This is a genomic window from Pantoea sp. CFCC18177 (genome assembly GCF_059412425.1).
Genome location: NZ_JBNBPL010000007.1, coordinates 29,925 through 52,780 on the forward strand (window position 1 = coordinate 29,925; position 22,856 = coordinate 52,780).

The window sequence follows — 22,856 nt, forward strand, 5'->3', positions numbered from 1 at the left end:
GCGACGTTACATCAATGCGATCGCAAATCACTCAAAAAGCGCTGCGCACGCGGGTGCTGTGGCTGATTGAAGAAGTTCTCAGGCGTCGCTTTCTCCAGAATTTGCCCCTGATCCATAAACCAGATGGTGTCCGCCACTTCGCGGGCAAAATTCATTTCGTGCGTCACACACATCATGGTCATGCCTTCCTGCGCCAGACTGCGCATCACCGACAAGACTTCGCCGACCATCTCGGGATCGAGCGCGGAGGTCGGTTCATCAAACAGCATCACCGGCGGTTTCATCGCCAGCGCACGGGCAATCGCCACGCGTTGCTGCTGGCCGCCGGAGAGCTGTGCCGGGTAGGCATCCGCTTTATGGGATAACCCCACTCGCTCCAGCAACTCCCCCGCCTGCTGGCGCGCCTCGGCACGTTTCACACCCAACACTTTCATCGGCGACATCATGATGTTTTCAGCCACCGAGACGTGTGGGAACAGGTTGAAGCTCTGAAACACAAAGCCAATCCGGGTGCGCAGATGGTTCAACCGCGTGCTGCTGCCGTGAATATCAATGCCATTAAACACAATTTGGCCGTTATCAATCGGTTCGAGGCGATTGACGGTGCGGATCAGCGTCGATTTACCCGAACCGGACGGACCACACACCACCACCACTTCACCGGTGTTGATTTCGGCACTCAGGTCAGTCAGCGCCTGATAAGCGCCGTACCATTTATTGACCTGATTAAACATGATCATTGGGCTCATAGAGCTTCCTTATTGCGAAGAGGTTTTAGTCAGCATCACCGCGGGTGCCACATTGGCATTGGCCTGCGGCGGTTGGCGACGTTTCTGCGCAATATGCGCTTCGAGTTTATTGGCAAGCCAGGTGAGGCTGAAGCAGATGACGTAATAGCTCAGCGCCACAATCGCAAATACCTGGAACGGTTTCGTCAGTAACTGGTTGCTCACCTGATTCGCGGCAAAGGTCAGCTCCGGTACGTTAATCACGTAGCCGAGCGTCGAGTCTTTGATGATCGACACCAACTGGCTCACCAGGCTTGGCAAGGTGTTGAACAGCGCCTGCGGCAGAATCACCAAACGCAAGGTTTTGAGGTGGCTCATACCCAGCGCACGTGAGGCCTCATACTGTCCGTGTGGCAAGGCCTGAATGCCGCCACGTACGATTTCGGCGATGTAGGCACTTTCGTAAATCACCAGCGTACACAGCATGGTGGCGAAGCCGCTGATGTTGTGGCCAATCAGTAGCGGTACGCAGAAGTAGGTCCAGAACACCACCATCATCAGGGGAATGCCGCGCAGCAAATAGACCCAGCAGGTGGCAGGCCAGCTCAGCCAGCGCCACGGAGACAGTCGCGCCAGACCCAGCAGCACCCCGATGGGGAAAGCAAAGAGCACGGCCAGCACTGAAATCAGCAGGGTACAGAGCACGCCGCCCAGCGGGCCATTAGGGTACTGGCCCATTAACAGCAGCATGCCGTTGTCATGCAAAATGGTGAAAATCTCAAACATCGCCATTACCTCGCGTAGACGCGTTGGAAGCGGCGGGCCAGCAGCGCGCCAAGGCCCATCAGCAGCAGGGAGAAGAACAGGTAACCCACGGTTGCCACTAAGTAGGACTCGAAGGTACGGAAAGTCTGGTTCTCAATATCACGGGTGACATAGGTCAGCTCCGCCACACCGATGACCATCGCCAGACTGGTGTTTTTAAACAGCAGCACGGTGTGGTTAATGACGGATGGCAGCGCGTTGCGAATGCCCTGTGGCAGGATCACGGATCGCATGGCGCGCACATAGCTCATGCCCAGTGCGCGAGCCGCTTCGTTTTGTCCATCTGGAATGGCGCGCAGGCCGCTGCGAATGTCTTCGGAGAAATAGGCGGCCTGACACAGTCCGAGCGCAACCAGTGAGAACAGAAACTCAGCGTTGTAATCGACTATCAGCATCTGCACGGATTCCGGCAGCAGCGTAGGGATCGCGAAGTACCACATCATTAACTGAATTAAGGTGGGCACATTACGGTGATAGGAGACATACGCTTTGACCAGCCCAACGGCAATACGATTTTCCGTCAGGCGGATCACCACCAGCAGCAGGGCAAGAACCATTGCCAGCAGCCAGGCACCTAACGCCAGTTCAAGGGTGACCACCGTTCCGTCAACGATCATCTGGCCGTAATGGCCGGTTATCACACTGCTGAAATCAAGTGCCATACAGTGACCTCTTAGTACGGTATTACGCGGTGCGGTCGCCCGGTCGCATAGTGGAAAGACCGCCCGGCACCTGCAGCGTCGGGGTGATTTCGATGTTGCCGATATTCACCGCCACCGGGGCAGAGAGCGCAAAGGCTACGCAGTCGGCGATGTCTTTGGCCTGCGGCAGTTCGAAGCCATCAATGAAGCGGCGGCGAGCGTCATCGTGGTCGCCAGAGACGTTGCCGAAGATATCGGTGGCGACACGGCCAGGGCAGATTTCGGTGATACGCACGCGTTTGCCATAACAGTCAACGCGTAGCTGGCGTGACAGGGCATGCACACCGGCTTTGGTGGCGTGGTACACCGAGTTGCCGTTGAAGTTGTAAATCGCGGCAATCGACGTGATGTTGAACACATGGCCACGGTCACGAGCCACCATGCCAGGGACCAGCAAACGGCACAGGTGTAAAACCGCACGCAGGTTGACGTCAACTTGCGTCTCCACCACATTCTCATCTGCGTCGAGGATTGAGCCAGGGTGCGACAAGCCAGCGTTATTCACCAGAATGTCGATCTCGAGATCTTTGCACAGTGCCGTCAGCGCATTAACGTCACTGACGTCTACCGCATGGGGAATGCAGCCAGTGCGATCGGCCAGTGCGGCCAGTTGTTCCTTGCGACGCGCGACGGCGTGCACGGTAATCCCTTCTTTGCACAGACGCTCAACAATCGCTTCGCCCATACCGGCGGATGCGCCAGTGACCAGCGCGGTTTTATAATCTGAAAATGGCATTTGCCTCTCCTCGTCTCGCCGAAGGTGTTGTCGGCGTAATTGGTCTTTTTTGACTTTATGCAGTTATGCCGCAAGGGCATAAGACATAAAAACTTTGAGGCGATAAGTGCCCCTTATAACCCGATTATTTACTCACTATCTGACTGAATAGTCATGATTTCTTCTGCATATTCAACCGGGCTGTTTGAGGGGTGAGTCAGTTGGTGTACACGCCCTTTTAGCGGGCTGAGCACCGGAACATACAAGGGGCCAACCTGCACCATGGCGAGCAGATCCTGAGCTTCTACCTGCTGACCGGGCTGAACAAAATCCTGTTGGCTAAGAGGATGGCGGCGCAGCAGCGTACCGGGCATGGGTGCGCCAATCACCTGTGTCGCCGGTGGGATTTCCTCTGCCAGGATAACGGGGGAGGGATGTGCTGGGGCGAAGGTCAGACGCACTGACCACTGTTTGCCCTCAAGTGCCAGACTGTTGAGGCCGGAGCTTTGCATCTTGCGCGCCAACGCACGCAGCGTCGGCAGCGGTATCGCGTTTTTTTCCATGGGGTTCCCGTCAAAGCGAAACACGCCCGCCTTCGCGGGCAACAGACCAAATCAATCTAGCGCGTTCGTCAGGCGGGCTGTAAGAGGGTTTCGCTTTGCGGTAATAAGCGGGTCTTATCCCACCAGGGTCAGCGGATGGTTCTCGACATTGCGACGAGACATCAACGACAGCAGAATCGATTTCACTGCTTCAGCTGGCTGGGAGAGCGGCAGGTGGTCGGACATACAGAACGACAGTGAGGCCTGTACATCTGGCTCAACTATCTTCGCCATCCAGGTATCACCGTTTTTCAGCAGCGCACGTGCGGCAGACTCCGGCATGATGGTGGTGCCTAAACCTGCGCTGAGGGCGGCATTCAACGTGGTTTGTGATTCGATCTCGCATTTCACGCGGTACTGCAGGTTGTTTTGCGTGAAGGCATCATCCAGTACTTTGCGCATGATGTTATAAATGCGCGGCAGGAACAGGTCGTATTGTGCAACCTGTGCCAGCGGAATTTCTTTAACCGGTTTCGCCAGGCTGAACGGGCAGACGAAGCATAAATCTTCTTTCATCAACGGCATGAAGCGCAGGCCATGGATGCTGCGATGATCGTAGATCACTGCCATATCCATGCGTCCATTCATGATCAATTCGCTGAGCGTGGTGCCGAAGTTTTCATTGAAATACAGCACGATGCCAGGATGCTGTTGCTGCACTTCCATCATCAGCGGCAACGCGAGGTTTTGCGCGGCGGTGCCAGGTGCCAGACCCACCGAGACGCTGCCGCTGAGAGATGCACCCACCAAATCAATCGCACTTTGCGCCTGTTCGCACTGGCGCAAAATGGACTGGGCATGAGAATAGAGTGTTTTGCCTGCTTCGGTTGGCGTGACCCCGCGCTTGGTACGGATCAATAACTGTTGATTGACTTCCCCCTCCAGCGTGGCCAGCTGCTGACTGAGCGCAGGCTGAGCGATATGCAGAATATCTGCGGCTTGAGTCAGGCTACCGACATCAACAATTTTAACAAAATACTTCAGGCGACGAAGATTCATGGGCACTTCCCTCCAACAGAACGCATATCGATATCAAGCAAAGTTGATGCCAATATAAGCTTTCGTGATTGAACTCAGACAGGAGGGTACGGCTACCGGGCCTCCTGAGGCTGGTGCTGAGTTTGCGATCCGCCGATCTGGCGGGTGTTGAAAAAAGCAGCGATGCACCGAAAGGGTGCATTTGACCCATCAGCATTGCCAATGGCGGGCAAGGAAAATCGTGGGTTCGAGATGTGGCTCGCGGATAAAAGTAACACTTTATTAACATTGCGTCAGGCGCATGGGCGTGACCTGCCGCGCAATTTTATGCCAATCCCAAACCTTTATGACAAAAGTGTGGAGTCGGTCCAGTCATCGCTTTGTGTTATATCACCACAACAAAGCTCTATTATCGTGGCCTCGGCCCTAATCCTATGCTCAGGGAAACTGACACCGAACCCAGGATGGACCATGCCCGAGATAGCCGATCGATTAAAGAATGTCACCGTTTCCGCCTCCGTAGCCATGACCCAGAAAGCGCGCGACCTCGCGGCGCAGGGCGTGGATGTGGTGGCGCTCTCCACCGGTGAACCTGATTTCCCCACACCGCCTCATGCTATTGAAGCCGCTTACGCCGCCGCGCGCGCGGGTGATACGCGTTATCCGCCAACCGACGGTACGCCTGCACTGCGCAAAGCGATTCAACTGAAGTTCAAGCGTGACAATCAGCTGGATTATGACGTTAGCCAGATTCTGACCGCGGGTGGCGCGAAGCAGATCATCTTTAACGCCATCATGGCCACCATCAATCCGGGTGACGAAGTGGTTATCCCTACGCCGTCTTGGATCAGCTATGCCGATATCGTGAAATTTGCTGGCGGCGTGCCCGTGCCGCTACCGTGCGCGCAGGAGAACGGATTTAAGCCGTTGCCCGCCGATCTTGATGCTGCCATCACTGATAAGACCAAGTGGCTGCTGCTGAACTATCCGAGTAACCCTACCGGTTCGGTTGCCAGCAAAGCTGAGCTACTGGCGCTGGGCGAGGTGCTGCTGCGCCATCCGCAGGTGTGGATCATGACCGATGATATCTATGAGCACCTGATTTATGACGACGTGCGTTTTTACACCCTGGCGCAGGTTGAGCCACGCCTGTATGACCGCGTGCTGACGGTGAACGGCGTGTCGAAAGCCTATTCAATGACGGGCTGGCGCCTCGGCTTCTGTGGTGGTCCAGCCCCCCTGATTAAAGCCATGAGTAACGTCAATACGCAGAACAGTGGTGGTGTGTGCACTTTGACGCAAGCCGCAGCGGTGGCGGTACTGGAAGGCCCACAGGATCTGCTGCAGGAGCGTGCAGGTATTTACCGTGAGCGCCGTGATTACGTGCTGGAGCGCCTGACCTCGATTGACGGTTTACGCTGCCATAAGCCAGAGGGCGCGTTTTATCTGTTTGTAAATATTGAAGGATTGATTGGCAAAACCAGCGCGGGTGGACGATTGATCACCAATGATGCTGATTTTGTGCTGGCGCTGATCGAAGAGCAGCACGTGGTGACGGTGCAGGGCGCCGCTTACGGGATGAGTCCTTTCTTCCGTATTTCTTACGCCACCAGCATGGAGCGTTTGCAAACCGGTTGTGATCGCATCGCAGCGTTCTGCGCCGGTTGCCGTTAAGGGATATAGACGAGAGAGATAAATGGCCGCGTAAAGCGGCCATTTTTTGGTTCGTGATTACTGCGCGACGACTTCTGCTGCGGGGGCGACCTGATGGCCGCTGGCTTCAATTTCGCTGCGCACAATAGTTGCGAGTGCCAGTGAACCCGGCGTGTCGCTGTGTACCAGAATCGAGCGCGCACGCACGCTAATCTCTTCCCCTTCGAACGTGGTCACGGTGCCATGCTGCAGGAACTGGCGCACGCGGGCGCGCAGCGCGGTCTCTTCTTTAATCACTGAACCGGCAATGCCGCGCGGCACTAAACGCCCTTGCGCATCATAGGCGCGATCCGCCAGGAACAGCGTCAGGGTTTTCAGTCCCACCTGCTGTGCCGCACGCTCAATAATGGTATCGGGTTGGGCAAACACAATCAGATCTGGATTGATGCGGGCGATCAGCGCCATCACCTGCTGTGCCAGTGCCTCATCGCGATTGACGATATTGCCCATCGCTGCATGGAAGCTGAAGTGTGACACTTTGGTGCCTTCCGCCTGGGAAATCGCCGTCAGCGCACCCAGTTGATACGCCACCTGCTGGCAAATCTCTTCGGCGCTGAACGGTAATTCACGGCGGCCAAAACCCTGACGATCGGGCAGGCCGGGATGGGCGCCAATTCCAACACCGTTCTCTTTGGCCAGCCGTACCATCCTGGTCATGATCGCCGGATCGCCCGCGTGGAATCCGCAGGCGATATTGGCTGATGAAACCACCTTCATTAACGCAGCGTCATCGCACAGTTGATAAACGCCAAAGCCTTCGCCCATATCGGAATTCACATCAATCTTCATGGTTTGGGTTCCTTACGAAAGTTATGCCGTCAACGCTTTGCGCAGCGGCGGGCAACTGAGACGCAGACGGCTGAGCCAGCGTGTGACTTCCTGATCGATCGCTATCGCTTCACGCGCATCGCTCTGGATCAGCTGGATCGACTGGCCGGGAAGCACTTGTCCCAAACGCCACAGATCCTGCTCGATCACCCCGGCAATCTTCGGGTAACCGCCTGCGGTGTTAGCATCGCTCAACTGAATAATGGGTTCGCCGCCAGGTGGCACCTGCACAATGCCCGGTATCAGGCCATAGGAGCGCATTTCGATGGTTTCAGAGGGGAAAATCGGATCGCCCGCCAGCCGATAACCGGTACGGTTGCTTTGGTTGGAAACCTGCCAGGATTGTTGCCAGAAGCGCGGTGCATCAGCAGCAAACAGCGGATATTCACCCGATGGAATCGCGCGCAGCTGAATCTCACCGGCACTGTTACGCGGGAAATGCGCGCTCAGGGCGCTGTCCGGCGGTTCGATGCCAATCCCACTGGCGGGAAGGGCTGAGGCGTGCGATTCACCCAGCGGCAGCCGATCGCCGCGTTGTAATGGACGGCCTTCCAGTCCACCAAAGCTGCCGCGCAGTGCGGTGCTTCGTGAACCCAGCACCACGGGCACGTCAATGCCGCCCGCGATGCAAAGATAACCGCGCGCGCCACTACGAGGGTAACGCATTTCCAGTACCTGGCCCGCCCGCACGCCACAACCCCACCAAGGCGGCAGGGGGACGCCATCCAGCGTGGTACGGCAGTCTGCGCCCGTCACGACGATACTGGTGTCTTGCAGAAAGCGTACGCGAAACGGGAACAGTTGAACTTCGATCGCCGCGGCATTCTCTTCATTCCCCAGCAACAGATTGCCCGCGCGCAATGCCAGGGGATCCATCACACCACTGACCGAGACGCCCATATGGCGAAAATTGAAGCGTCCCAGATCCTGCACTGTGTTAAGCGCACCGCTTTGTTCAATCTCAATCACAGTTCAATCCTCTGCGGCAGGAAACGAATACGATCGCCCGGTGCCATCAAGGCTGGCGAGGCTGCCAAGGGATCAAACACATCCAGTTCGGCAAAGCCGATAGCGTTCCAGCCGTTGGGGCCGGTCAGCGCTGACACACCCGCCTGCGCGCCACCAATGGTCACCGTGCCTTTCAACATACTTAGCGACGGTACTTTCTTCCTTGGCGTAGCCAGCTGCGGATCCAGCCCGTGCAAATAACCAAAGCCTGGCGCACTGCCCAGGGCGAACACCGTGTATTCGCTCTGATGGTGGCGACGCACCACTTCGCGCGCGCTAAAGCCGGTGTGGCGGCAGACCGCATCGATATCGATCGCGTGTTCGCCGCCATAATGCACCGGGATTTCAATCAGTTTGCCTTGCGGACTGGTCGCCTGAGCCTGATCCCACGCCACTTGCAGGCTAAGACGAACGGCGGCTTCATCAACAGGGATGTGGCGGAACAGCACCAGCAAATTGGTGACGCCAGGAATCAAGGCTTCAACGGCTTCATCCGCTTGCAGCAGACGTGCCAGTGACCAGATGCGGCGTTGGGCGGAGAGATCAAACCCACCCGGGGCTTCCACCAGCCACGCACGCGCGCCGATGGTGGAAAGGGTAATCGCGGAGGAGCAAGCCAGCGCGGGGGCACTGGCGGGCTGGATATCAGATGGCGACATCACGGGCATGGTTATTCCAGCGGTTCAAATTTCAGACTGGAGAGCGGCTGTACGCGCTCTTCACGCACCATCTTGTATTCGGTGTTTGGCCCAATCCAGGTGTTCCAGATTTTATCGATGGTGCCGTCATCGTCCATGGCTTTCAGGCCACTGTTGACGCTGGCGAGCAGCGCCGGTTCATCTTTCTTCATGCCGACACCAATCGGCTCCAGCGCCATCGGCTCTTTGATCATCGCCAGATCGATGCCGTCTTTTTTCGCCTGAGCAATGGTTTTGATACCGGTCATGGTGTTGGTGACGAAGCCGACAGACTTGTTCTGTTCCAGCGCCAGGAACGCAGAAGCGGAATCCTGGAAGGTCACAGCTTTGCCGCCCTTGATATGGATCGACTGCTCAGAAGTGGTGCCTTTGGTGGCGCTGATGCGTTTGCCCTGGAAGTAGCTTAAAGGCTTATCCGCCAGCGGAGCTTTGACCAGCAACATCTCCTTCGCGACGTAGTAGGGATCGCTGAACTGGATCTGATTACCACGGGTCTTGGTGTAAGCGAGGTTAGCAATCAACACATCGGCGCGGCCGGTGGCAATAACGGCAATACGTGCTTCAACGGATGTCGGCACCAGCGTGAGTTTGACATCCATATGTTTGGCTAACGCGGTACAGAGATCGATATCCATCCCAGCCAGCTGGCGCGTTTGTGGATCCGGTGAAGAGAACGGAGGCACGTCAGAGTAAACGGCACACTTCAGTTCGCCGCTGGATTTAATGTTCGCCATCATGTCTGCCTGCGCCGCCGAAATCGCCAGCAGTGGCAGCAGTGCCAACCCGATGGTAGTACGTCTTTTCATGGTCATGTGCATTCCCTCAATAGTGGATGCTGCCTCGCAGCGCAAAAGTTCGCTTTTCTGGACTATATCGGCTTTGTTTTACGTCGAAAAAGAGGGAAAGCGTTGCATGCAATAGGGAAATGATATGACCCAAGGCGATAAGTTATTTCTATTCAGGTAGAGCGAAAAAGTGTTATCCAGCGCACAGTTTTCTCCTTAGTGTGAAGCGCGTTGTCCTCTCGGCAATCCTGCCGATTGCACGCAGTAGAGAGAAGAGAAAGCGCATGAATCCCCGTTTAGGCGTGTTACTGAAGATATTTGCCGCGCTCTGCGCCACTTTGATGTTGGCCTGTGTGAAAGGCCTCAATGGCGCAATGCCCACTGGCGAAGTGATCTTTTTCCGCAGTTTTATCGCGCTGTTCCCCTTGCTGATCTGGCTGAAATTCCAGGGAAACGTGCTGGAAAACCTCAAGACGCGCAACCTGTTTGGCCATTTCATTCGTGGTTTTTCCGGCACTGGCGGCATGTATTTTAACTATCTGGCGCTGGTGTATATCTCGTTAGCCGATGCCACAGCGCTCAGCTATGCCGCGCCTTTGTTTACGGTGATGATGGCGGCGATGCTGCTGAAAGAGCGAGTGCGAGTGTCCCGCTGGGTGGCGGTCGTGGTGGGATTATCCGGCATTCTGATCATGCTCTCGTCCAGCCTCGCGGCCAGCGGTGGTGTGCTGGCAGGCGGTGCCAGCAGTGCGACGGCCAGCCTTGGCGTGGCGTTTGCGCTGATTGCGGCACTCTTTACGGCGACCTCCAATGTGCAGATCCGCTTCCTTAATGGCATCGAAAAGCCCGGCGCGATTGTGTTCTATTTTTCATTGATGACCACGCTGATTGGCCTGGCGACCGCGTTCTTTGGTTGGGCGAAACCTACCGGCTTGCAGCTGTTGTTGCTGGTGGGGTGTGGCTTGTTTGGTGGGCTGGCGCAAATTCTGGTCACGCTGAGCCTGCGTTATGCCGATGCCTCATTACTCGCCCCCTTTGATTACACCACGCTGGTATGGTCGATGCTGATTGGTTATCTGTTCCTCAACAGCTTGCCTGGTAGCACCACCATCTTTGGCGCATCGATTGTGGCGCTGGCTGGGATTTTTGCGGTGTGGCGCGAAAACCGGCAGCGCAAGTTGGCGATGGTGAGCACCACGCCGTGATATGTACCTCGCGCCGCAAGGAATATATCTGTCCATTCTTAGCTACCGTCTTGCACGTCTAATGTAGGGGCGCGATTAATCGCGCCTCTTAACCCTTAACGGTAAATATCATCAATAATCTCGACCTGCTTATTGTGCAGCGTCTCTGCCAGCCAGCCGCGCTCCAGCGAACCGGTTTTTGCCAGCTCGAAGTTACGCTCATCCACGATTAAATAGGCCTGTGCCGCTTCAAGAATGCGTGCCGCATCCTGACGTGGAATGATAATCACACCGTCGGCATCACCCAGCACAATGTCGCCAGGCGAGACATGGATTTTGCCGCAGGCAATCGGCACGTTAATTTCGCCTGGGCCATCTTTGAACGGACCGCCGGGGGTATGCCCAGCGGCATAAATCGGGAAGTCCATGCGTGATAAGCCGTCGATGTCACGTACCGGGCCATCCAGTACAATCCCTTCCATGCCACGCTGTCTGGCGTAAGTGGCCATCACTTCACCCATCAATGACTGGCTGCGGTCGCCCTCATTCGACAGAATAATCACATCGTTTGGCCCGGCCATATCCAGCGCTTTGTGCAACATCAGGTTATCGCCGGAACGTGCTTTCACCGTGACTGCCAGACCGCACATGATCGGTTTTTGTGGCGCGGTTTTCAGGCTGATCTCCGCTGACAGCGCGGGTAGGCGGCTCATGCAGTCCGCGACCACCGCGGCGGGTAAACAGCGAAAGGCTTCCAGTAAGGGTTCGGCATCAGCTGGGCGACGAAGATAAATACGGTTTCCTGCGGTCATTTTATTCTCCTGTCAGGATTTACTTGGGTTTATAGGGGTAAGAGAGGGATTGGCTCGCTCTTCACGGGTGAATGCGCCGGAGAGTGGCGTGCCATCGACGGTGTCGTAATGGCGAAGTGCCTGCGGTTTCAGCCAGCGCTGCACGCGGGAAGGCATATCAAAACCAATCAGCAGCATCACCACGAAGGTCAAGCCAAAGGAGAGTCCACCCAGTGCACCGCCCAGCGACGCATGCTGCGCGATCAGTGCACCCAACACCGGTGCTAATGCACCACCCAGCGAGCCGATGTTGTAGATAAAGCTGAGATTGGCGGCACGCTGTTCGGTATCGAAATAGCCGCTGATCATTTTCGCCAGTAGCCCGCCGACACCCTGGCTGAATAGCTGCTGCAAGAAGATGAGCAGGCACAGCAACCACACATTCGAGCCGTTCAGCATAAACACCGGGATGATCAGCAACTGGGCGACTAACAGGCTGAGAACATAGGTTTTGCGTGTGCCTATCCGATCGGCAGCAATGCCCGCCACGCAACAGCCCAGCCCCATGCCAAAGCGGCTGAAGGAGAACACTAACGCCACCACCTCAGGTGAATAGTGCAGATCGGTTTTCAGGTAAGTCGGTAACAGCGCATGGATCGGCCACCCGTAAAGGAAGACGCAAATAATCGTCACCGTTAGCATCAGGCTGGTGGGCCAGCGATCGCCGCCACTCTGCACCAGGAAGCGAATAAAAATAGCGGCCGTGGTGATGGCTAACAGCGCGGTTGCCCAACCGGAGCTTTGATGATCGAAACAGAAGTAGAGCGCAACGGCAGCAACAATCCCGAGCAGTATGTTGAGGTTATTCCGTAAGCGATTGGGGCTGCGAAACAGCGCATCAATCATGGTGACGGCGGGTTGTGAGGCTTTCGCCTTCGCGGCGGCCCACTCTTCAGCTTCTGGGATGGCACGTCGTAGCCATAAGGCATAAAACACCGGGATGATGCCGAGGTAAAACAGCGCTCGCCAGCCCCATAGCGGCACCACCCAACTGTAAGCCAGCACCGATAAAATAGCGCCAGCGGAGAACCCTGAATTAAGAAAGGCACTGGCTTTGTTACGCATGTCTTTTGGCCAGGTTTCGATGGCATAAGCGGAACTGGTGCCATATTCACCCGCCATGCCAATCCCGACCAGAACACGGGCAATAAACATCCATGTATAATTCGGCGCAATACCGCAGGCGAATGTTCCGCCAGCAAATAATATGATGCTGGTGATCATGGCGCTTTTTCGGCCATATTTATCACCCATTGCACCCAGCGCTAATCCACCAAACCAGCGTAAGATAAAAGCAGCGGAAATTAAGGCCGCGGCTTCTGCTGTCGAAACATGAAATTCAGCCATTATTTCGGTAAGCACCAGGGTAATAATGACGAAGTCAAATCCGTCCAGCAAATATCCCATCCATGCAGCCCAGAATGCCTTCCATTGCTGGCGGTTAAGCCTTTTATACCACGGCAACGCGATCATCTCTTCAGGCATAATTCACTCCCGATGCAATGACAGAGTAGGGGGATCCCGGCTGTTATCAACAGCCGGGTATCAGAGGTTATTTTTCTGTTTGAGCAAGAATACGGGATAAATGGCGTGTTACGGAGTGTGTGTTACGGCTTACGAAGTCACGATCACGAAATATTATTTAGGGATGCGTTAACTATCTGATAAATAATTTTATTGAAATTTTTTATGGGGGAATAAATTAATATTATGACCTGAGGTTGTTTTATTGTTTCCCCTTAAAAGAATAGTTTTAAAACATCCTATTCTTCCCTGACAGACCCTGTAACGGTAATCGGTATGATCTTATGAGTCCTGCTCATAGGCGCTTGCGTGATTGTTGTCTTAATCGCATCCAGTCCCCTTTGCTACAGTAGAGTCATTGATAAAACAGAGGACAAAAACCATGTTGCGATTCATCAAAAACGGCTCCGTACCCTCACGTAAAGGTCCAGCAGAGTATTTCACCGGTACGGTGCGTTTGGATGCCCCTTTCCAGGCTGATGCCCCTGCACGCGTAGGTGGCGCAACGGTGACATTCGAGCCGGGCGCGCGGACTGCATGGCATACGCATCCGCTCGGACAAACTTTGATTATTGTGCATGGGCAAGGCTGGATTCAGTGTGAAGGTGAGGCGATTCAGGTGATGAATCAAGGTGACATTATCTGGATCCCAGAGGGTGTGAAGCACTGGCATGGCGCAACCCCGGATAACGCGATGTCGCATATCGCCATTGCTGAATCGGTGGACGGCAGCCCGGTGACCTGGATGGAGCAGGTGAGTGACGAGGATTATCGGTTGTAGTCTATTAAGGGATGCTGCAAGGCATCCCGTAATTCAAAGTCTCAAAACCAGCTGTTGTTTGTATTAGCTATCAAGATATGAAGTTTAATAACGTTCCTTTTCTGGCACTTTAATCGGTATAGGACGAGTTAAGTGCCAAATTTGGAACATAAGCAGCGCTTTGAGTTGATGGCAGGGAGGGGGGAACAGAATGACAAACGCAGAAAAGCAAAAACCCAGCCATAAGCTGGGTTTTCAGAATGTTGGTGCCCGGACGCGGAATCGAACCACGGACACGGGGATTTTCAATCCCCTGCTCTACCGACTGAGCTATCCGGGCAACGGGGCGCATTAAACCTTAATGGCTCACAACCGTCAACGGCTTTCGTCAAAAAAACGGTGCAATCGTGACTGATTGCTTGCTTTTCAGGCAGGCTGACCAAAATATCACCCTGCGCTTTACCACGCCCGTGGATCAGCTCAGTGCGCCGTTTTGACGACACAACGCTATGCTCAGCACATCCTCGGCCAAGCGGCGAGCGGTCGCTACGTCCTGTACGTTACGCTTCACCAGCAGTTTGCTGAGGCAGCCCTCAAGGATCAGCTCCATCTGATCGGCCACCATGCTGGGGTTATCCAGCGCCAAATCCACCAGGATCTCATGAGTAAACTGCCATGAACTGCGTTTTTGCTGCTCGGCAAGCTGATGCACCGGTTGATCGGGTTGCGGATAGAAACTACAGGCGGCGATAAACAGGCAGCCGGGGAAGCGCCCTTTATTGACGTGTTCACTCAACACTTCATAGCGCGCCAGTAGTTTTTGAGCGGGAGTGAGATGTTCATTGAGCTGCACCTGACGGCGCCAGCTATCGATTTGCTGGCCGTGATAACGCAGGGCGTCATACAGCAGGGCATCACGGTCGGGCCAGTAACGCTCAAGCTGTTCCTTTGTTAGCCCGGTCTCGCCGGCCAACTGTTGCAGGGAAGTGGTGGCGGCTAATCCGCTCTGCTCAAGCACATTCAGCGCATGCTCAAGAATCTGTTCACGTTGCAAGTGACTCTCCTCTGGAGTGCGGGCCCGCTCGCGGGCGAACGGGCAGTGTCCTGCAACCAGTGTCGTTTAACGCGGCAGATTGTGCAAATGCGCGCTGAAGTCTGCGGCACTCAGGAAACCGGTCACACGCGAATCAGGGATCTCTTTACCCTGCGCATCAAAAAACAGGATGGTCGGTAATCCAAGCACCTGTAAATGCTGTAGCAGTGCATTGTCTTGCGCACTGTTGGCGGTGACGTTGGCTTGCAGCAGCTGTATCTGGCTCAAATCGTTTTGCACGCCTTGGTCGCTAAAGGTGTATTTTTCAAACTCTTTGCAGGCCACGCACCAGTCGGCGTAGAGATCAACCATGGTGATGCGGCCCTGTGCCTGCTGCAAGGCGCTATCCAGTTGTTCGCTGCTGGCAATGGTTTTGAAGGGCAGATGGGCAGCGGATTGCACACTGCTGCTGCTGCCAAAGGCCCAGTCTTGCAGCGGACGCGCGGCCACCAGTGCCGCCGCCAGCATCACGATTTGCAGGATGCGCCATTTGCCCTGCGCACGCAGGCTGAGGCTGAACGCCCAGGCAAAGAAGGCCAAGCCAAGCAGGCTCCAGAGACGCAACCCCCAGGTATCGCCGATGACGCGCTCCAGCAAGAACACCGGCAATGCCAGAATCACAAAGCCAAAACCCTCTTTTACGCTCTGCATCCAGGGGCCACTTTTTGGCAGCAGCTTGTTACCAAACATCGTGACGGCAATCAGCGGCAGGCCCATACCGAACGCGTATAACCATAGCGTGCCGGCACCGGCCCACAGATTGCCGCTCTGGGCGATATACAGCAGGATGGCGCTAAGCGGCGCGGTGGTGCAGGGCGAGCAGATCAATCCTGCCAGCGCACCCATCATAAACACGCCAGGCAGCGAGCCACCTTGTTGGCGGTTACTCCAGAGCGTCAAGCGGGTTTGCAGGCTGGAGGGCAGTTGCAAAGTGAACAGGCCAAACATTGACAGGGCCAGGACGATAAACAGCACCGACAAGCCAATTAACACATACGGATGTTGTAGCGCAGCCTGGAAGCGTAAGCCAGCCGCCGCAACGACCATGCCAAGCAGGGTATAGGTCAGCGCCATCCCTTGCACATATACCATTGCCAGCGCAAACAGGCGACCCATCGAATAGCGACGTGGCCCACCCAGAATGATGCTGGAGATCAGCGGATACATCGGCAATACGCAAGGCGTGAAGGCGACACCGATACCAATCAGCAGCGCCCACAGCGGTGAAAAGGGCAGAGGCGTTGAAGAGGGGCCAGGTTGAGCCGTGACCGCTGGCGCAGCGGAATTCAGCGCGACAGGATTCAGCGGCACAGAGCGGGTTTCAGGTGGATAGCAGAACCCGGCAGCAGCACAGCCTTGATACGTCACTGTAAGCGTTGAACCTGCATCGGCCTGACGTAGCGTGACCGGCAGTTGCAGATCCTGCGGATAGATTTCGCTTTTGCCGTAAAACTCATCTTCATGCGGCTTGCCCGCTGGCAGGTTTAGCGGTGCTATCTGCGCCTGTTGCGGGGTGACGTGAATTTGCTGGCGATAGAGGTAATAGCCATCCTTCACCTTCCAGCTCAGCGTCAGCTGGTTACCTTGCTGGCTGAAATCAAAGCCAAAGGCCTGGTCGACCGGCACAAAGCGGCTGTTGTTATTGGGTGAGAAAATATTCGCGTGCGCGGAAAGGCAAAACAGCAGCGCATAGCAAAGGCCCATCAGGCGGGAGAGTCGTGCAGCCATGACGATGTAATCAGCTCCGTTGGCAAATAGGCCGCGATGATAACACGGCCGCCTCGCCTCGAGGTTTTCAGGATGTAACGGCGCTAAAGAATCAGGCTACCAAACAGGAAGCCAAACGCCACCGAGAAGGCGATTGCCAACACGCCGGGGATAATAAAGGAGTGGTTAAAAACAAACTTGCCGATTCGGGTGGAGCCGGTGTCATCCATCTCTACTGCCGCTAACAACGTGGGATAGGTCGGCAAAACAAACAGCGCGGAGACGGCGGCAAAAGAAGCGACGGCCGCCAGCGGTGATACGCCTAACATCAGGGCGGCGGGCATTAGCGCTTTGGTGGTGGCGGCCTGTGAATAAAGAAGGGTAGCAGCGAAAAACAGCACCAGCGCCAGCATCCAGGGATAACTTTGCAGCATATCGCCCGCGACGGTCTGGATATCGGTCAGATGCGCTTTAACGAAGGTATCACCGAGCCAGGCGACGCCCATCACACAGATACAGGCGCTCATGCCAGATTTAAAGGTGCTGGCACTGAGGATCTCACCGGTATCCACTTTGCACGTCAGGCAGGTCAGGGTCGCGACGGTCAGCATAAAGACCACAATCGCTTCGTTACGCGGCAACACTGGGTTGCTGATCAGTCCGACGCTGTCACTGATTGCTGTGGCGTACAGCACTACGGCTGCAATCCCCAACAGGAACAGCAGCACAGAACGTTTGGCGCCCGGTTTGATGTCATAAACACGTTCGCCGCGTAGTGTGACTTCCCCCTTGGCCAGACGCGCCTGGTAAACCTCGTCCTCTTGCAACTCTTTGCCGAGGAAGCTGGTGATCACCGCTGCACAGAAAATGGCGGCCATGGTGGCGGGGATTGACACGGCAAGCAGTGCCAGATAGCTGATGCCGCGCGGTTCAAGAATCGATGCAAAGAACACCACGGCGGCGGAAAGCGGGGAAGCGGTAATGGCGATCTGCGAGGCGACGACGGCAATAGACAGCGGGCGCGAGGGGCGAACACCTTGTTCTTTAGCGACTTCAGCAATCACCGGCAGCGTGGAGAACGCGGTGTGCCCTGTGCCAGCCAGCAGCGTCATCACATAAGTGACCAGTGGTGCAAGGAAGGTGACGTAACGCGGATGTCGGCGCAGCAAGCGTTCGGCCAGACCCACCATATAGTCCAGCCCGCCGGCAATTTGCATCGCGGCAATCGAGGCGATTACCGCCATAATAATTTCGATCACATCGAAGGGAATGGCACCGGGTTTCATGCCGAAGCAGAGTGTCAGCACCAGTACGCCAAAACCGCCAGCAAACCCAATTCCAATGCCGCCTAAACGCGCACCGAGCCAGATTGCCAGCAGAACAATCAATAACTCCACACCTACCATTCATTCCGCTCCTGAGCCATGGGGGGAGATCCAGACTCTTAAAATTGTATACCCTTCCTACTTCAAGGTGCAGGTGCGTTGGCTACGTGCATTCACCTCAGTCACTGACTTCAGTAAGCTCCTGAGGATTCATGCACTTGCCGCCTTTCTGAACCAAGAGTAGGCCCCATGAGGGGTCTCGAATTATTTTGGGTATGGTCGCCATAAGAAAAAAAGCACGCCGTATTGTATACAAGCGTGCTTTTGGCGATTTGATCCGGAACGGATTACTGTTCGTTTTCGTCGGTGTAGCGTTTGGCTTTATAAGTCGGATGCATCAGGTTCTGGATAGAGAAAATATCATCCAGCTCTGCTTCGGTCAGTAGGCCGCGCTCCAGCACCACTTCACGTACGCTCTTACCGGTTTCTGCACAAATCTTGCCGACGATATCGCCATTGTGGTGGCCGATATAGGGGTTCAGATAGGTGACGATACCAATCGAGTTGAATACGTAAGCTTCACACACCGCTTTGTTGGCGGTAATGCCGTTAACGCATTTTTCCAGCAGGTTGAAGCAGGCGTTGGTCAGAATGCTGATCGACTCGAACAGCGCCTGGCCAATGACCGGCTCCATGACGTTCAGCTGCAACTGACCCGCTTCTGAGGCCATGGTGACGGTAATATCGTTACCGATGACTTTGAAGCAGACCTGATTCACCACTTCTGGCACGACCGGGTTCACTTTGGCTGGCATGATCGATGAACCTGCCTGCAGTTCAGGCAAGTTGATTTCGTTCAGGCCCGCACGTGGCCCGGAGGAGAGCAGGCGCAGGTCATTACAAATCTTCGACAGTTTCACCGCCAGACGTTTCAGCGCTGAGTGCACCATGACGTAGGCACCACAGTCCGAGGTGGCTTCGATCAGATCTTCTGCAGGCACCACCGGCAGGTTGCTGACTTCAGCAAGGCGCTGTACCGCCAGTTGCTGATAGCCATCAGGGGTGTTGAGACGGGTACCGATTGCGGTCGCGCCAAGGTTCACTTCCAGCAGCAGTTCTGCGGTGCGCAGAATACTGCGTGTTTCTTCATTCAACAGTACGTTGAAGGCGTGGAACTCCTGACCCAGCGTCATCGGCACCGCATCCTGAAGCTGCGTACGGCCCATCTTCAGAATGTTTTCGAACTCGACCGCTTTACGCTGGAAGCCTTCGCTCAGCTGGCTAATGCCGTCCAGCAGTTTCAGGATGGAGGCGTAAACCGCGATACGAAAACCGGTGGGATAAGCATCGTTAGTTGACTGACACTTATTCACGTGATCGTTGGGGTTGAGGTACTGGTATTCACCTTTCTGGTGGCCCATCAGCTCAAGGCCGATGTTCGCCAGCACTTCGTTAGTGTTCATGTTAACCGAAGTCCCCGCGCCGCCTTGATAGACGTCAACCGGGAACTGATCCATGCATTTACCGTTATTCAGCACTTCATCACAGGCCTGAATAATAGTGTTAGCAATGTTGCGAGGGATTGTTTGCAGCTCTTTGTTGGCGAGCGCGGCTGCTTTTTTCACCATCACCATACCGCGAACAAATTCCGGTATGTCGCTGATTTTATTATTACTAATGTAGAAGTTCTCAATCGCACGCAGAGTATGAACACCGTAGTAAGCGTCTGCCGGAACTTCGCGCATGCCTAACAGGTCTTCTTCGATACGAATGTTGTTCGCCATGATTACCTTCTTATTATTTCTGCGGTGTGGCTGCCAGGCGACCGGGATGGTCGGCGGCAATCACTGTGCAGGTGAAGCAATTATATTGTCGTGGAATACCCGCACCGACATTTTATCCATCTTCGGGCTGGCGGGCACGATCATATTCTGTTGTTACAGAATTGTTTGTGCACAGATCACTTTACGGGCATTTGCTGGCCCAGCGGTAATAACGATATGTGATGTAGTTCGCAATTTTAAGTCAGTGGGAAAAATTTGGCAGGATCGGTTGAAATCATGGGTTCAGATGCCCATCTCTATCAATACGGTCTTACAGACCATCCCATTCTGCTGCCTGGCAAATAGCGAGGCAGCTCTACTCACAGGAGATATCGGTGCGCTGGATACCGTTCGTGATTTTTTTTGTTCTGGCCTGGATTGAGATCTCAATTTTCATTCAGGTCGCGCATGCGCTGGGCGTGCTGCTCACCATGCTGCTGGTGATTTTCACCTCCTGCATTGGTGTTTCGCTGGTGAAAAACCAAGGCATGAAGAACTTCCGCCTGATGCAGGAGAAGCTGGCGCGTAACGAAAGCCCAGCAGCGGAGATGACCAAAAGCGTTTCACTCATCATCTCTGGTTTCTTATTGCTGCTGCCGGGATTCTTTACCGACTTCCTCGGTTTACTGCTGCTGTTGCCGCCGGTGCAGAAGCATCTGACGCTGAAATTGATGCCACATTTACGTGTGTGGCGGGGGCCGGGCGCGGGGCCAGACAGTGGTTTCACCATGGATGGTGAATATGAGCGTAAAGATCAGGATCGTATCGGGCACGACAAAGATCACTGAGTTATCGAAGGCGGCGCAAGCCGCCTTTTTGCTGTCTTTTTCGTCAACGGTTACAAAAACGAAAATTTTTTATTTTTTGCCCCTTGAAAGCCGTTTTTCCTGACCCTATCTCTCTCTCCACGAGGCCGGAAGCCATGCAGTCCGGTTCAACCCCAAAATGAATGATTGGACTTCTCAAAGGAGAGCTACCAAATGAAAATTCGTCCGTTGCACGATCGCGTTATCGTCAAGCGTAAAGAAGTTGAAGCTAAATCTGCTGGCGGTATCGTTCTGACCGGCTCAGCAGCTGGTAAATCCACTCGCGGTGAAGTCCTGGCTGTTGGCAATGGCCGCATCCTGGAAAACGGCGATGTTAAGCCACTGGACGTGAAAGTTGGCGATCTGGTTATCTTCAGCGAAGGCTACGGTGCTAAAACTGAAAAGATCGACAACGAAGAAGTTCTGATCATTTCTGAAAGCGACATCCTGGCGATTGTCGAAGCGTAATTACGCGTAATTCACTGAACGAAACGAATTTAAGGGATATTTGAAATGGCAGCTAAAGACGTAAAATTCGGTAATGACGCACGCGTAAAAATGCTGCGTGGCGTGAATGTACTGGCAGATGCAGTAAAAGTTACCCTGGGCCCGAAAGGCCGTAACGTGGTTCTGGATAAATCTTTTGGTGCACCGACCATCACCAAAGATGGTGTTTCTGTTGCGCGTGAAATCGAACTGGAAGACAAGTTCGAAAACATGGGTGCACAGATGGTGAAAGAAGTTGCCTCTAAAGCGAACGACGCTGCAGGTGACGGTACGACCACTGCAACCGTACTGGCGCAGGCTATCGTCAACGAAGGTCTGAAAGCTGTTGCGGCTGGCATGAACCCAATGGACCTGAAGCGCGGTATCGATAAAGCCGTTGCTGCAGCCGTTGAAGAGCTGAAAACCCTGTCTGTACCTTGCCAGGACACCAAAGCGATTGCACAGGTTGGTACCATCTCTGCTAACTCTGATGAAACCGTCGGTACCCTGATCGCTGATGCGATGGAAAAAGTGGGTAAAGAAGGCGTTATCACCGTTGAAGAAGGCACCGGCCTGCAAGACGAGCTGGACGTGGTTGAAGGTATGCAGTTTGACCGTGGCTACCTGTCTCCATACTTCATCAACAAGCCAGAAACCGGCGCTATCGAACTGGATGCACCGTACATCCTGCTTGCTGATAAGAAAATCTCTAACATCCGTGAACTGCTGCCAGTACTGGAAGCGGTTGCGAAAGCCGGTAAACCACTGCTGATCATCGCTGAAGATGTTGAAGGCGAAGCACTGGCGACTCTGGTGGTGAACACCATGCGCGGTATCGTGAAAGTGGCTGCTGTTAAAGCACCTGGTTTCGGCGACCGTCGTAAAGCCATGCTGCAGGATATCGCTATCCTGACCGGTGGTACCGTGATTTCTGAAGAGATCGGTCTGGACCTGGAAAAAGCCACCCTGGAAGATCTGGGTCAGGCTAAGCGTGTTGTGATCAACAAAGATACCTCTACCATCATCGATGGTGTAGGCGATCAAGGCGCAATTCAGGGCCGCGTAACGCAGATTCGTCAGCAGATCGAAGAAGCGACCTCTGATTACGACAAAGAAAAACTGCAGGAGCGCGTAGCGAAACTGGCAGGCGGCGTGGCCGTTCTGAAAGTGGGCGCAGCCACTGAAGTTGAAATGAAAGAGAAGAAAGCGCGCGTTGAAGATGCCCTGCACGCAACCCGTGCTGCGGTAGAAGAAGGCGTGGTTGCTGGTGGTGGTGTTGCACTGGTGCGTGTTGCGGCGAAAATCGCAGCATCTGGCCTGAAAGGTCAGAACGAAGATCAGAACGTGGGTATCAAAGTTGCGCTGCGCGCAATGGAAGCTCCACTGCGTCAGATCGTGTCTAACGCCGGTGAAGAGCCATCTGTGGTTGCTAACAACGTGAAAGCGGGCGACGGCAACTACGGTTACAACGCGCAGACTGAAGAGTACGGCAACATGATCGACTTCGGTATCCTGGACCCAACTAAAGTGACCCGTTCTGCGCTGCAGTACGCCTCTTCTGTTGCCGGTCTGATGATCACCACCGAAGCGATGGTGACCGACCTGCCTAAAGGCGATGCACCTGATTTAGGCGCAGCTGGCGGCATGGGTGGCATGGGCGGAATGGGCGGCATGATGTAATTTGCCCCTGACTGCTTAAGTCATGTGAAAAACCCT

At 54.8% G+C, this 22,856-nt stretch carries 22 protein-coding genes and 1 tRNA gene; 6 read left to right on the plus strand and 17 right to left on the minus strand.

The window, feature by feature from the left end; all coding sequences use genetic code 11:
- Positions 1-11 precede the first annotated feature (11 nt).
- From ACPUC8_RS09055 to nac, 6 genes are all read right to left on the minus strand, one after another.
- A complete protein-coding gene (locus ACPUC8_RS09055; RefSeq protein WP_039334103.1) occupies positions 12-749 on the minus strand; it encodes an amino acid ABC transporter ATP-binding protein in 738 nt (245 codons plus the stop codon).
- A gap of 9 nt (positions 750-758) precedes the next feature.
- On the minus strand, positions 759-1,514 hold the full coding sequence (locus ACPUC8_RS09060; protein WP_058970639.1) for an amino acid ABC transporter permease: 756 nt from the start codon (positions 1,512-1,514) through the stop codon (positions 759-761).
- A gap of 5 nt (positions 1,515-1,519) precedes the next feature.
- The gene (locus tag ACPUC8_RS09065) at positions 1,520-2,215 is read right to left on the minus strand and encodes an amino acid ABC transporter permease (RefSeq protein ID WP_039334109.1); all 696 of its coding nucleotides are present in this window, start codon (positions 2,213-2,215) and stop codon (positions 1,520-1,522) included.
- Between the two features lie 22 nt (positions 2,216-2,237).
- Positions 2,238-2,990 (minus strand): SDR family oxidoreductase, encoded by a 753-nt coding sequence (locus tag ACPUC8_RS09070; RefSeq protein WP_039334110.1) that lies wholly within the window; start codon positions 2,988-2,990, stop codon positions 2,238-2,240.
- A gap of 128 nt (positions 2,991-3,118) precedes the next feature.
- Positions 3,119-3,532: an acetyl-CoA carboxylase biotin carboxyl carrier protein gene (locus ACPUC8_RS09075; protein ID WP_494926070.1), complete on the minus strand. Its 414-nt coding sequence runs from the start codon at positions 3,530-3,532 to the stop codon at positions 3,119-3,121.
- A 114-nt stretch (positions 3,533-3,646) separates the two neighbouring features.
- Entirely contained in the window at positions 3,647-4,570 is a 924-nt protein-coding gene (gene nac, locus ACPUC8_RS09080) for a nitrogen assimilation transcriptional regulator NAC (RefSeq protein WP_039334112.1), read from the minus strand.
- Positions 4,571-5,020: 450 nt separating this feature from the next.
- On the opposite strand from nac, the gene ACPUC8_RS09085 reads away from it, so the two are divergent.
- Positions 5,021-6,223 carry a pyridoxal phosphate-dependent aminotransferase gene (locus ACPUC8_RS09085; RefSeq protein WP_494926071.1) on the plus strand — a complete coding sequence of 401 codons (1,203 nt, stop codon included), beginning with the start codon at positions 5,021-5,023 and terminating at the stop codon, positions 6,221-6,223.
- Between the two features lie 57 nt (positions 6,224-6,280).
- On the opposite strand, the gene ACPUC8_RS09090 is transcribed toward ACPUC8_RS09085, so the two are convergent.
- Genes ACPUC8_RS09090 through ACPUC8_RS09105 form a run of 4 tightly spaced genes read right to left on the minus strand, consistent with a single transcriptional unit; the run spans position 6,281 to position 9,608 of the window.
- The gene (locus ACPUC8_RS09090) at positions 6,281-7,051 is read right to left on the minus strand and encodes a 5-oxoprolinase subunit PxpA (RefSeq protein ID WP_494926072.1); all 771 of its coding nucleotides are present in this window, start codon (positions 7,049-7,051) and stop codon (positions 6,281-6,283) included.
- 21 nt (positions 7,052-7,072) lie between these two features.
- Positions 7,073-8,059: a 5-oxoprolinase subunit C family protein gene (locus ACPUC8_RS09095; RefSeq protein WP_494926073.1), complete on the minus strand. Its 987-nt coding sequence runs from the start codon at positions 8,057-8,059 to the stop codon at positions 7,073-7,075.
- Positions 8,056-8,766, minus strand: coding sequence for a 5-oxoprolinase subunit PxpB (pxpB, locus tag ACPUC8_RS09100; protein ID WP_494926074.1), 711 nt, complete (start codon positions 8,764-8,766; stop codon positions 8,056-8,058). Before pxpB ends, ACPUC8_RS09095 begins: the two co-directional genes overlap by 4 nt.
- A 2-nt stretch (positions 8,767-8,768) precedes the next feature.
- Complete coding sequence (locus ACPUC8_RS09105; protein WP_039337325.1) at positions 8,769-9,608, minus strand: transporter substrate-binding domain-containing protein; 840 nt, start codon at positions 9,606-9,608, stop codon at positions 8,769-8,771.
- Positions 9,609-9,865: 257 nt separating this feature from the next.
- On the opposite strand from ACPUC8_RS09105, the gene ACPUC8_RS09110 reads away from it, so the two are divergent.
- Positions 9,866-10,786 carry a DMT family transporter gene (locus ACPUC8_RS09110; RefSeq protein ID WP_494926075.1) on the plus strand — a complete coding sequence of 307 codons (921 nt, stop codon included), beginning with the start codon at positions 9,866-9,868 and terminating at the stop codon, positions 10,784-10,786.
- 95 nt (positions 10,787-10,881) lie between these two features.
- On the opposite strand, the gene ACPUC8_RS09115 is transcribed toward ACPUC8_RS09110, so the two are convergent.
- Positions 10,882-11,577: an RraA family protein gene (locus ACPUC8_RS09115; protein WP_058970650.1), complete on the minus strand. Its 696-nt coding sequence runs from the start codon at positions 11,575-11,577 to the stop codon at positions 10,882-10,884.
- 12 nt (positions 11,578-11,589) lie between these two features.
- Positions 11,590-13,101 (minus strand): MFS transporter, encoded by a 1,512-nt coding sequence (locus tag ACPUC8_RS09120; RefSeq protein WP_494926076.1) that lies wholly within the window; start codon positions 13,099-13,101, stop codon positions 11,590-11,592.
- 421 nt (positions 13,102-13,522) lie between these two features.
- On the opposite strand from ACPUC8_RS09120, the gene ACPUC8_RS09125 reads away from it, so the two are divergent.
- Positions 13,523-13,921 carry a (R)-mandelonitrile lyase gene (locus ACPUC8_RS09125; RefSeq protein ID WP_039336699.1) on the plus strand — a complete coding sequence of 133 codons (399 nt, stop codon included), beginning with the start codon at positions 13,523-13,525 and terminating at the stop codon, positions 13,919-13,921.
- 243 nt (positions 13,922-14,164) lie between these two features.
- On the opposite strand, the gene ACPUC8_RS09130 is transcribed toward ACPUC8_RS09125, so the two are convergent.
- The 5 genes from ACPUC8_RS09130 to aspA form a co-directional block, all read right to left on the minus strand.
- Positions 14,165-14,240 (minus strand) — tRNA-Phe (locus tag ACPUC8_RS09130).
- A 135-nt stretch (positions 14,241-14,375) separates the two neighbouring features.
- The gene (dicD, locus tag ACPUC8_RS09135; protein ID WP_494926077.1) at positions 14,376-14,954 is read right to left on the minus strand and encodes a division control transcriptional repressor DicD; all 579 of its coding nucleotides are present in this window, start codon (positions 14,952-14,954) and stop codon (positions 14,376-14,378) included.
- A gap of 66 nt (positions 14,955-15,020) precedes the next feature.
- Positions 15,021-16,721 carry a protein-disulfide reductase DsbD gene (locus ACPUC8_RS09140; RefSeq protein ID WP_494926078.1) on the minus strand — a complete coding sequence of 567 codons (1,701 nt, stop codon included), beginning with the start codon at positions 16,719-16,721 and terminating at the stop codon, positions 15,021-15,023.
- An 83-nt stretch (positions 16,722-16,804) separates the two neighbouring features.
- Entirely contained in the window at positions 16,805-18,106 is a 1,302-nt protein-coding gene (locus ACPUC8_RS09145; RefSeq protein ID WP_494926079.1) for an anaerobic C4-dicarboxylate transporter, read from the minus strand.
- Positions 18,107-18,372: 266 nt separating this feature from the next.
- A complete protein-coding gene (gene aspA / locus ACPUC8_RS09150; RefSeq protein ID WP_007886584.1) occupies positions 18,373-19,809 on the minus strand; it encodes an aspartate ammonia-lyase in 1,437 nt (478 codons plus the stop codon).
- Positions 19,810-20,183: 374 nt separating this feature from the next.
- On the opposite strand from aspA, the gene ACPUC8_RS09155 reads away from it, so the two are divergent.
- From ACPUC8_RS09155 to groL, 3 genes are all read left to right on the plus strand, one after another.
- Entirely contained in the window at positions 20,184-20,636 is a 453-nt protein-coding gene (locus ACPUC8_RS09155) for an FxsA family protein (RefSeq protein WP_039327422.1), read from the plus strand.
- A gap of 192 nt (positions 20,637-20,828) precedes the next feature.
- On the plus strand, positions 20,829-21,122 hold the full coding sequence (locus ACPUC8_RS09160) for a co-chaperone GroES (RefSeq protein WP_021507766.1): 294 nt from the start codon (positions 20,829-20,831) through the stop codon (positions 21,120-21,122).
- 45 nt (positions 21,123-21,167) lie between these two features.
- Complete coding sequence (groL, locus tag ACPUC8_RS09165; protein ID WP_039327426.1) at positions 21,168-22,820, plus strand: chaperonin GroEL; 1,653 nt, start codon at positions 21,168-21,170, stop codon at positions 22,818-22,820.
- Positions 22,821-22,856 lie beyond the last annotated feature (36 nt).

Bases quoted from the DNA above. Each gene is read 5' to 3' on its own strand.
- ACPUC8_RS09070 (WP_039334110.1), bottom strand. From the start codon at position 2,990: ATGCCATTTTCAGATTATAAAACCGCGCTGGTCACTGGCGCATCCGCC.
- ACPUC8_RS09105 (WP_039337325.1), bottom strand. From the start codon at position 9,608: ATGACCATGAAAAGACGTACTACCATCGGGTTGGCACTGCTGCCACTG.
- ACPUC8_RS09145 (WP_494926079.1), bottom strand. From the start codon at position 18,106: ATGGTAGGTGTGGAGTTATTGATTGTTCTGCTGGCAATCTGGCTCGGT.
- groL (WP_039327426.1), top strand. From the start codon at position 21,168: ATGGCAGCTAAAGACGTAAAATTCGGTAATGACGCACGCGTAAAAATG.
- ACPUC8_RS09125 (WP_039336699.1), top strand. From the start codon at position 13,523: ATGTTGCGATTCATCAAAAACGGCTCCGTACCCTCACGTAAAGGTCCA.
- ACPUC8_RS09160 (WP_021507766.1), top strand. From the start codon at position 20,829: ATGAAAATTCGTCCGTTGCACGATCGCGTTATCGTCAAGCGTAAAGAA.
- aspA (WP_007886584.1), bottom strand. From the start codon at position 19,809: ATGGCGAACAACATTCGTATCGAAGAAGACCTGTTAGGCATGCGCGAA.
- nac (WP_039334112.1), bottom strand. From the start codon at position 4,570: ATGAATCTTCGTCGCCTGAAGTATTTTGTTAAAATTGTTGATGTCGGT.
- ACPUC8_RS09075 (WP_494926070.1), bottom strand. From the start codon at position 3,532: ATGGAAAAAAACGCGATACCGCTGCCGACGCTGCGTGCGTTGGCGCGC.
- ACPUC8_RS09110 (WP_494926075.1), top strand. From the start codon at position 9,866: ATGAATCCCCGTTTAGGCGTGTTACTGAAGATATTTGCCGCGCTCTGC.
- ACPUC8_RS09065 (WP_039334109.1), bottom strand. From the start codon at position 2,215: ATGGCACTTGATTTCAGCAGTGTGATAACCGGCCATTACGGCCAGATG.
- pxpB (WP_494926074.1), bottom strand. From the start codon at position 8,766: ATGCCCGTGATGTCGCCATCTGATATCCAGCCCGCCAGTGCCCCCGCG.
- ACPUC8_RS09055 (WP_039334103.1), bottom strand. From the start codon at position 749: ATGAGCCCAATGATCATGTTTAATCAGGTCAATAAATGGTACGGCGCT.
- ACPUC8_RS09140 (WP_494926078.1), bottom strand. From the start codon at position 16,721: ATGGCTGCACGACTCTCCCGCCTGATGGGCCTTTGCTATGCGCTGCTG.
- ACPUC8_RS09060 (WP_058970639.1), bottom strand. From the start codon at position 1,514: ATGTTTGAGATTTTCACCATTTTGCATGACAACGGCATGCTGCTGTTA.
- ACPUC8_RS09115 (WP_058970650.1), bottom strand. From the start codon at position 11,577: ATGACCGCAGGAAACCGTATTTATCTTCGTCGCCCAGCTGATGCCGAA.
- ACPUC8_RS09085 (WP_494926071.1), top strand. From the start codon at position 5,021: ATGCCCGAGATAGCCGATCGATTAAAGAATGTCACCGTTTCCGCCTCC.
- ACPUC8_RS09120 (WP_494926076.1), bottom strand. From the start codon at position 13,101: ATGCCTGAAGAGATGATCGCGTTGCCGTGGTATAAAAGGCTTAACCGC.
- ACPUC8_RS09090 (WP_494926072.1), bottom strand. From the start codon at position 7,051: ATGAAGATTGATGTGAATTCCGATATGGGCGAAGGCTTTGGCGTTTAT.